Origin of the sequence: Microbacterium sp. ISL-103 (genome assembly GCF_018613995.1) — a bacterium.
Lineage (GTDB): Bacteria > Actinomycetota > Actinomycetes > Actinomycetales > Microbacteriaceae > Microbacterium.
This window is the reverse complement of record NZ_JAGGPD010000313.1, coordinates 1-8,777: the sequence shown is the minus strand read 5'-3', so window position 1 is coordinate 8,777 and position 8,777 is coordinate 1. Positions and strand designations below refer to the sequence as shown.

General features: G+C 68.2%; 7 protein-coding genes. 6 read left to right on the top strand and 1 reads right to left on the bottom strand.

Annotated features, from left to right (window positions below):
- The 4 genes from J7E68_RS11995 to J7E68_RS11980 all read left to right on the top strand — a co-directional run.
- Window positions 1-1,053: extracellular solute-binding protein (locus J7E68_RS11995; RefSeq protein WP_215172868.1), on the top strand; the 1,053-nt coding region annotated here is incomplete at its 5' end.
- A 64-nt stretch (window positions 1,054-1,117) separates the two neighbouring features.
- On the top strand, window positions 1,118-2,740 hold the full coding sequence (locus J7E68_RS11990; protein ID WP_215172866.1) for an ABC transporter permease subunit: 1,623 nt from the start codon (window positions 1,118-1,120) through the stop codon (window positions 2,738-2,740).
- Window positions 2,740-3,651, top strand: coding sequence for a sugar ABC transporter permease (locus J7E68_RS11985; RefSeq protein ID WP_215172864.1), 912 nt, complete (start codon window positions 2,740-2,742; stop codon window positions 3,649-3,651). Before J7E68_RS11990 ends, J7E68_RS11985 begins: the two co-directional genes overlap by 1 nt.
- A 31-nt stretch (window positions 3,652-3,682) precedes the next feature.
- A complete protein-coding gene (locus tag J7E68_RS11980; RefSeq protein WP_215172863.1) occupies window positions 3,683-6,457 on the top strand; it encodes a glycosyl hydrolase 53 family protein in 2,775 nt (924 codons plus the stop codon).
- A gap of 184 nt (window positions 6,458-6,641) precedes the next feature.
- Here the strand turns inward: J7E68_RS11980 and J7E68_RS11975 are convergent, their stop codons facing one another.
- On the bottom strand, window positions 6,642-7,484 hold the full coding sequence (locus J7E68_RS11975) for an alpha/beta fold hydrolase (RefSeq protein WP_215172861.1): 843 nt from the start codon (window positions 7,482-7,484) through the stop codon (window positions 6,642-6,644).
- A 95-nt stretch (window positions 7,485-7,579) separates the two neighbouring features.
- Here J7E68_RS11975 and J7E68_RS11970 point away from each other — a divergent pair, with 95 nt between their 5' ends.
- Both J7E68_RS11970 and J7E68_RS11965 read left to right on the top strand, forming a co-directional pair.
- Window positions 7,580-8,143 carry a TetR/AcrR family transcriptional regulator gene (locus tag J7E68_RS11970; RefSeq protein ID WP_215172860.1) on the top strand — a complete coding sequence of 188 codons (564 nt, stop codon included), beginning with the start codon at window positions 7,580-7,582 and terminating at the stop codon, window positions 8,141-8,143.
- Between the two features lie 90 nt (window positions 8,144-8,233).
- Window positions 8,234-8,777, top strand: a 544-nt coding sequence (locus J7E68_RS11965) for a tryptophan-rich sensory protein (protein WP_215172859.1), incomplete at its 3' end; no start/stop codon positions are given.

The following is an 8,777-nucleotide window of genomic DNA, read 5'->3' as shown; positions in this document are numbered from 1 at the left end:
TTCGAGGAGGAGACCGGAGCCAAGGTCACCCTCGTCCAGAAGAACTTCGAAGACCTCCGCAACGACTTCATCGCTCAGGTTCCGACCGGCGAGGGCCCCGACATCACCGTCGGCGCGCACGACTGGCTGGGCGCGCTGGTCGCGGCCGGTGTCGTCGACACGATCGACCTCGGCGAAAAGTCGTCGGAGTTCGAGCAGGTCGCCCTCGACGCCATGACCTATGACGGCCAGCTCTACGCGCTGCCCTACTCGCTCGAGACCATCGCCCTGGTGCAGAACGTCGACCTCGTCGGCGACGAAGCGCCGGCGACCTGGGACGACATGATCGAGAAGGGCGTGGCGGCGGGCACCGAGCGTCCGTTCGTCATCAACACCGGCGGCGAGACCGGCGACGGCTACACGATGTACGGTCTGCAGACGTCGTTCGGCGCACCCGTCTTCGTGCAGGACGACACCGGTTCGTACACGAGCGAGGTCGGCATGGGCGGCGCCCCCGGCGAGGCGTTCGCCAGCTGGCTCGGCGCCAACGGCTCGAACGGCACCGGCTACATCTCGACCACCGTCGACTACGACATCAACAACGAGCTGTTCGCCTCGGGCAAGGCTCCGTACACGATCCAGGGACCCTGGGCGATCAGCGCGTTCGAGGGCATCGACGTGGCCGTGAACCCCATCCCCTCGGCCGGTGGCGAGACCGCCGCACCGTTCGTCGGCGTGCAGGGCTTCTACCTCTCGAGCAAGAGCAAGAACGCCCTTCTCGCCCAGGAGTTCCTCGTGAACTACCTCGGCACCGAAGACGCGCAGCGCGCGCTGTACGAGGCCGACCCCCGCATCCCCGCGTGGACCACGCTCGCTGAAGAGGTCTCATCCGACCCGATCACGGCCGGTTTCGTGGCCTCGGCCCAGAGCGGCGTGCCGATGCCGTCGATCCCCGAGATGGGTTCGGTGTGGGACCTCTGGAACGCCGCGCAGGCGCAGATCATCAACGGCGCCGACCCCGTGTCGACGTGGAACACCATGGTCGCCGACCTCGAGACGACTCTCGCCGGCTGACCCTGCCGGACGGGGAGGGGCCCGAACCCCTCCCTGTCCTTCGATCCGCAGACAGGACGCACACATGACGATCCAGGCACCGCCCACACAGGCGCCCACCCCCGTGGTGAAGCCTTCGCGTGAATCCCACGCCCGCGGTTTCCGCGGACTCGGATGGGGATTCCTCATCAAGCTCGCGCTCATGGCGCTGGTCAACGCCTTCGGCATCATGACGGTGATCTCGGCCTGGAGCGCCGAATCGTGGACGGTCCTCGTGGTCGTCGTACTTCTCGTCGTCATCGCCGACTGGGTGTACTTCACCCGACGCGCGCTGCCGCTGAAGTACCTGCTCCCCGGGCTGATCTTCCTGCTCGTCTTCCAGATCTTCATCTTCGGCTACACGGCCTACATCGCTTTCACGAACTACGGCACCGGCCATGTCGGCACGCAGGAGCAGGCTGTCGAGGCAGCCCTCATCCAGGGCGAGCGCCGCGTCGAGGGCTCGTCCGAATACCCGCTGTCGATCGTCGAGCGCGGCGGGGAACTCGGGTTCGCGATCGTCGACGACGACGGCGACGTGCAGGTCGGGTCGGCCACAGAGCCGCTCTCCGACGTCTCGGGCGCTGAGGTCGGCACGACCGGTGCCCCCAGCGAGGTGCCCGGATGGACGGTCATCCCGCGAGCATCGGTGCTGACGGATGCGACTCTGGGCGCGACGATCCAAGACCTCCGCGTGCCCGTCTCGGACGACCCGAACGACGGCTCGATCCGCACCCGCGAGGGCTCGACCGGCTCGGTCTACGAGCCGACGCTCGTGTGGGATGCCGAGGCGCAGACCATCACCGACACGCAGTCCGGCACGGTCTACACCGCGACCGACCTCGGCGCGTTCGTCGCCGACGACGGCACGGCGCTGCCGACCGGCTGGGCGGTGAACGTCGGCTTCGCCAACTTCCTCAAGCTCTTCACCGACGCGAACCTCGCCGGAACCCTGCTGAGCGTGACGGTGTGGACCTTCGCCTTCGCGATCCTGTCGGTCGTCCTCAGCTTCGCCGTGGGCCTGGGCCTCGCGATCGTCTACAACGACCCCCGGGTCAAGGGGCGTCGGTTCCTGCGGGCGCTGTTCATCCTCCCCTACGCGTTCCCCGCATTCATGGCCGCGCTGCTGTTCCGCGGCATGTTCAACGCCGAGTTCGGCGTGATCAACGACCTGTTCTTCTTCGGGTCGAACATCAACTGGCTCGGCGACCCGTGGCTCACCCGTGCGGCGGTGGTCTTCGTCAACGTGTGGCTCAGCTATCCGTACTGGTTCCTCGTGTGCACCGGGGCGCTGCAGTCGCTGCCGGGCGAGACGCTCGAGGCCGCCGAGATCGACGGGGCGAACAAGCTGCAGCGGTTCCGCGCGATCGTGCTGCCGCTGCTGCTCGTGTCGACCGCACCGCTGTTGATCGCCTCGTTCGCGGTGGCGTTCAACAACTTCACCGTGATCTACACGTTCAACAACGGCGGGCCCGCGATCGCCGGGGCTCCGTACGCACTGGGTTCGACCGACATCCTCGTCTCGGCCATCTACGACGTCTCCGGCGTCTCGGGCGGTGCGGCCGACTACGGCCTCGCGAGTGCGCTGTCGATCATCGCCTTCATCGTGGTCGGTCTCATCTCAGCGTTGAGCTTCCGACAGACCCGCAAGCTCGAGGAGTACCAGTGATGAGTGAGACCAGAGTCATCGTGACCGGTTCATCGAGAGACGCGGAGGCCGCGCGCGCGGGTGCGCGTCGGCGTCGGTGGTGGAGCGAGGTCGGCTGGAAGTACATCCTGGCCGCCGTCGTGCTGTTCTTCGCCGCCTTCCCCCTCGTCTACGTGCTGTCGGCGTCGCTCAACCCGAACGGCAGCCTCGCGGCATCCAGTGCTCTGTTCAGCGCGTTCGATCCCGCGAACTACATCGCCCTCGGCGAATCGCGCTACTGGGTGTGGTTCGGCAACACGCTGCTGATCGGCGGCGTGACCGCGGTCGGCTCGGTTCTCATGGGGGCCTGCGGTGCATACGCGTTCTCGCGCTTCCGCTTCAGCGGGCGACGCGCGAGCCTCACGACGCTGCTCGTGCTGCAGATGTTCCCGCAGGCGCTCGCGTTCATCGCGATCTTCCTGATGCTGCAGACGATCGGCGATGTCGTGCCGGCGCTCGGCATCAACTCGAAGATCGCCCTGATCTGCGTGTACCTCGGTGGCGCGCTCGGCGCGAACACCTTCCTGATGTACGGCTTCTTCAACACGATCCCCGTCGAGATCGACGAGTCGGCGAAGATCGACGGTGCCACCCACGCGCAGATCTTCTGGCGGCTCATCATGCCGCTCGTCGTGCCGATCCTCGCGGTCGTCGCGCTGCTCGCGTTCCTCGCGGCCTTCGGCGACTTCATCCTGTCGAAGATCATCCTCACGTCCGAGGACAACTGGACCCTCGCCGTCGGCATGTACCAGTGGGTCTCGAACCAGCTGACCTCGCGCTGGGGGCTCTTCGCCGCCGGTGTCGTGGTCGCCGCCGTGCCCGTGCTCGCGCTGTTCTTCTCGCTGCAGAAGTACATCGTCGGCGGGCTCACCCAGGGATCCGTCAAGGGCTGATCCCCTCTTCCGCACTGCTCGAAAGGCCGTCATGCACCGTCGCACGCGTTCCCTTCTCTCCACCGCCCTGGCAACGGTCACCGCCGTCGCCCTGATCGGCGTCGCGCTGCCGGCGTCCGCCGCGTCATCCGCGCCCGTCTTCTCTGCGGCGGTCTCTGCTGCGGCGGACGATCCCGTGGATGCCACCATCACCGTCCCCCGGGTCGAGAACCTGCCCGACGACTTCATCGGCGGCGTCGACGTGTCGTCGGTGCTGTCGCTCGAGGAATCCGGTGTGGTCTTCCGCGATGCCGACGGCACCCCGGGCGATCTGTTCGAGATCCTCGCCGACGCCGGAGTCACCGACGTGCGGGTGCGCGTGTGGAACGACCCGTTCGACGCGAACGGCAACGGCTACGGCGGCGGTGACGTCGACGTCGAGCGGGCGATCGAGATCTCGCAGCGTGCGACGGATGCCGGACTCGGCGTGCTCGTCGACTTCCACTACTCGGACTTCTGGGCAGACCCGGCGAAGCAGCAGGTGCCGAAGGCATGGGAGGGGATGACGGCCGATCAGGTCGCCGCCGAGGTGGGCGTCTTCACCCGCGATGCGGTGCGACGCCTCGTCGACGCGGGGGTCGACCTGCGCATGGTGCAGGTCGGCAACGAGACCAACGGCGGAGTCGCCGGAGTGCGCGGCTGGGATGACATGGCGAAGGTGTTCTCGGCCGGTTCCGCCGCCGTGCGCGCCGAGGCGCCCGACACGCTCGTCGCCCTGCACTTCACCAACCCCGAGCGCGCCGGGTTCTACGCCGACGTCGCCGCGCAGCTCGATCGCCGAGACGTCGACTACGACGTGTTCGCGTCGTCGTACTACCCGTTCTGGCACGGGACCCCCGAGAACCTCACGGCCGTGCTCTCGCACGTCGCCGAGGCCTACGGCAAGAAGGTCTTGGTCGCCGAGACCTCGTGGGCGTTCACCCTCGACGACGGAGACGGCCACGGCAACGTCGTCGACCTGCCGTCCGAGGCGACGCAGTACCCGGTGAGCGTGCAGGGGCAGGCCGATGCGGTGCGCGCGGTCGTGCAGGCCGTCGCGGACGTGGGCGAGGCAGGAATCGGGGTCTACTACTGGGAGCCGGCCTGGCTGCCGGTCGGGCCTCCGGCGCAGCTCGAGCAGAACAAGACGCTGTGGGAGCGCGACGGATCCGGGTGGGCGTCGAGCTTCGCGGGCGAGTACGAGCCCGAAGACGCGGGGCACTGGTTCGGCGGATCCGCGTGGGACAACCAGGCGCTCTTCGGATTCGACGGCACCGCATCCGATGCGCTGAACATCTTCTCGTACGTGCGCACCGGCGCTCAGGCTCCGCGGGCCGTCGAGTCGGTGCAGCCGGTCGCGCTGTCGCTGAGCGAGGGCGATCCCGTCGAGCTGCCGGGCGAAGTCACCGTGCTCTACAACGACGGGTCGTCGGAGCAGCAGTCGGTCACCTGGTCTTCCGCTGCGGAATTCATCGAAGGCGTGGGTGAGTACGCCATCACGGGAGTGACGGATGCGGGCCTCGCGGCCACCGCGACCGTCACCGTCTCGGCCCGGAACTTCTTGCGCAACCCCGGCTTCGAGGCTGCGGACACGAGCATGTGGCGGGCGACGGGATCGGGACTCACCCTGCGCGCCTGGGATGACCCGCACAGCGGCACCCACTCGGCGCACTTCTATTCGGCATCCGCGTATTCGTTCGAGCTGTCGCAGACGGTGACTGGGCTGCCCGCCGGCTCGTATGTCGCACGGGCGTCGCTGCAGGGTGACGGCGAGGGCGCCGACGGGCGGGTCGCTCTGTCGCTGTCATCGGCTGCTGAGACGGGTGCGGCCGCGGCATTCGCCCTCGACGGGTGGCGGGTGTGGTCGACGCCGACGACCCAGGCGCTGCAGGTCGGTGCGGACGGGGTGGCGACCGTGCGGATCTCCGCCGGGCTGCCGGCGGGGGCGTGGGGCACGATCGACGACCTCGAGCTCGTGCGCGAGCCCGTGCCCGGAGCCGACACCACGGCGCTGCGCGAACGACGGGATGCCGCGGCAGCCCTCGACCTGGCGACCTTCGTCGAGTCGTCGACGGCCGCGCTGCCCGATGCGATCTCGCGGGCCGACATCGTGCTGGCCGCCGCGAGCCCGAGTGCTTCTGCTGTCGGGGGAGCGGTCGACGCGCTGGCTGCGGCGACCGATGCCCTCGTGCGAAAGGATGCGGCGACCGCAGCCCCCGCTCGCGGCGTGCTGGCGCATGACAACGGTCACGATACCGGTCTGCTCGACGGGGACTTCACGGTGACCATGAACCTGTGGTGGGGGTCGAACGCCACGAAGCTGCGGCTGTTCGAGAACGGGGTGCTGATCAAGACCGTGCCGCTGACCTTCGGCGGGACAGCCGCGCAGGTCGCCCGCGTCGCCGTGACCGGCAAGGCGAACGGGTCGTACGTCTACACCGGCGAGCTCGTGAACTCGCGCGGCGTGACCGCGGTGCAGCCCGTGACGGTGAAGGTGAAGGATGCCGGACCCGGCACCCCGGTTCTGTCGGCTGACAATGGGGACGGCGACGGCTCGTACACACTCACCGCCGACATGTGGTGGGGCACGAACGCCACGTCGTACCGGCTGTTCGAAGACGGCGTGCTGCTGAAGGAGGGCGAGCTCGTCGCGAAGAGCCCGGCGGCGCAGCGGGTCACGGTGGCGGTCGCCGACCGGTCGGTGGGAAAGCACACCTACCGCGTGGAGTTCGTGAACGGCGCCGGGACTTCCGAGAGCAAGACGCTGACGGTGACGGTCAAGCGCTGACGGCATCCGTCTCCGCATTCGCCCGCGCTCGGCGTTCCGGTCGCAGTTCGTGCCGCTCCGAGCATCGCCTGACGGCACGAACTGCGACGGGAAAATCACTGGACGGCGCGAACTGAGACGGGAGCAGGCACAGCGAGAGCCCGGCATCCTGAGGCGGATGCCGGGCTCTCGGGCCGGTCGCGGACTACTTGCTGAGGAAGTCCTTCAGCGCGGCGTTGACCTCGTCGGCGTGGGTCCAGAGCAGACCGTGCGGGGCGCCCTCGACCTCGACGTAGGTCGCGGCGGGCACTGCCTGGTGGAACCGGCGGGCGGTCGCATCGATCGGCAGGATGTTGTCCTTCGTGCCGTGCAGGATCAGCGTGGGCTTGCCGGCGTCGCGGACGGCGTCGACGTCTGTGCGGAAGTCCTCGATCCACGACGAGACCACGGCGTAGGCGGCGACGGGGGCGCTGGTGATCGCGACGTTCCAGCTGCCGGTGACGGCCTGCTCGCTGATGCGCGATCCGAGGTTCTCGTCGAGGTTGTAGAAGTTCTTGTAGAAGTCGGTGAACCACGCGAAGCGGTCGCCCTTGGCGGCGGCCTCGATGCCGTCGAAGACCTCCTGCGGCACGCCCTCGGGGTTGTCGTCGCGCTGCACGAGGAAGGGCTCGAGGGATGCGAGGAAGGCGAGCTTGGCGACGCGCTCGTGGCCGTACTTGGCGACGTAGCGGGCGAGCTCACCGGTGCCCATCGAGAAGCCGACGAGCACGACGTCGCGCAGGTCGAGGGTCTCGAGCACCGTGTTGAGGTCGGCGGCGAAGGTGTCGTAGTCGTAGCCGGCGTTGACCTTCGACGACTGGCCGAAGCCGCGGCGGTCGTAGGTGATGACGCGGTAGCCCTGGGCGAGCAGCTCGCGGGTCTGACGCTCCCAGCTGTGGCCGTCGAGCGGGTAACCGTGGATCAGGACGACGGGCTGACCCGATCCCTGGTCTTCGTAGTAGAGCTCGATCGGGGCGCTGTTCTCGTTTCCGACGGTGATGTAACCCATGATCCTGATCCTTTCGGTTCGGTGAGAACGATCGTTCTCGCCTCATGTCCTCCACAGTAGAGAACGATCGTTCTCATGTCAAGTACACTGAGAACATGACGGACGGAACAGTGCGTGAACAGATCCTTGCGGCAGCCGACGAGCTGTATTACCGCAAGGGGTACGCGGCTGTCGGCATGGATGAGCTGAGGGCGGCGGCCGGCGTGTCGCTGCGTCGGCTCTATGCGCTCTTTCCCTCGAAGACCGACATCGTCACGGCGGTGCTCGCGCGCAAGCATGCGGAGTGGGAATCGGGGCTGACGGGGGCGGTGGCGGATGCCGGGGCCGACCCCCGTGACCGGCTGCTCGCCGTCTACGGGTATCTGGAGGACTGGTTCTGCGCCGACGACTTCCGTGGCTGCGCCTTCATCAACGCGTTCGGCGAACTCGGCGGCACGAACCCCGAGGTCGCCACCATCGTCCGCGACCACAAGGCCTCCTTCCAGGCCTACATGTCGGGGCTCGTGGTGGATGCCGGGGCGCCGGCATCCCTCGCCGCGCAGCTGTCGATCCTCGCCGAGGGTGCGCAGAGCACTGCGGCGATCGCCGCCGACCCGCAGGTCGCCGTGCAGGCGCGAAACGCCGCCGAGGTGCTGATCGACGCGGCTGTCGCCGCCTGAGTCCCGGCGATTTAGCTAGCTTGGCTAGCGTTTCGTGTGGCCGGTGTCAAGGCTGGTGCACTCCGTCGCTCGCGCGCGTATGTTGCGAGCATGGAATCCCGGACGCAGGACATCGCCCGACAGTCGGTCATCATCGCCTCGGCCACCTTCATGCTGATAGCCGCGGCGGTCGGGTCCGGTGCCTTCGGCGGCACCTCGGTCAGCGAGCTCCAAGACGGAGCGTTGTCGGCGCAGGGGTCGTACCTGGCCCCGGCGGGGCCCGCCTTCTCGATCTGGTCGCTGATCTACGTCGGTCTCATCGCCTACACGGTGTGGCAGGCGCTGCCGGCGCAGCGGGCCGACGAACGTCAGCGTGCGGTCGGTGGATGGATCGCCGCATCCATGATCCTCAACGGGCTTTGGCTCGTCACGGCGCAGTTCCTGTCACTGCCGCTCACGGTGCTGATGATCGCCGTGCTGCTCGCGACGCTCGCCCGGGTGATCGTGATCCTCGGCCGCAGCCGCGCCCGCACCTGGCCCGAGCGCGTCGTCGTCGACGGCGTCAACGGCCTGCACTTCGGCTGGGTCACCATCGCGACCGTCGCCAACACGGCCGCCTGGCTCACCCAGATCGCCCCTCCGAGCTGGGTCGACC

Coding starts and splice junctions, on each gene's coding strand:
- J7E68_RS11990 (WP_215172866.1), top strand. CDS start 1,118: ATGACGATCCAGGCACCGCCCACACAGGCGCCCACCCCCGTGGTGAAG.
- J7E68_RS11985 (WP_215172864.1), top strand. CDS start 2,740: ATGAGTGAGACCAGAGTCATCGTGACCGGTTCATCGAGAGACGCGGAG.
- J7E68_RS11980 (WP_215172863.1), top strand. CDS start 3,683: ATGCACCGTCGCACGCGTTCCCTTCTCTCCACCGCCCTGGCAACGGTC.
- J7E68_RS11975 (WP_215172861.1), bottom strand. CDS start 7,484: ATGGGTTACATCACCGTCGGAAACGAGAACAGCGCCCCGATCGAGCTC.
- J7E68_RS11970 (WP_215172860.1), top strand. CDS start 7,580: ATGACGGACGGAACAGTGCGTGAACAGATCCTTGCGGCAGCCGACGAG.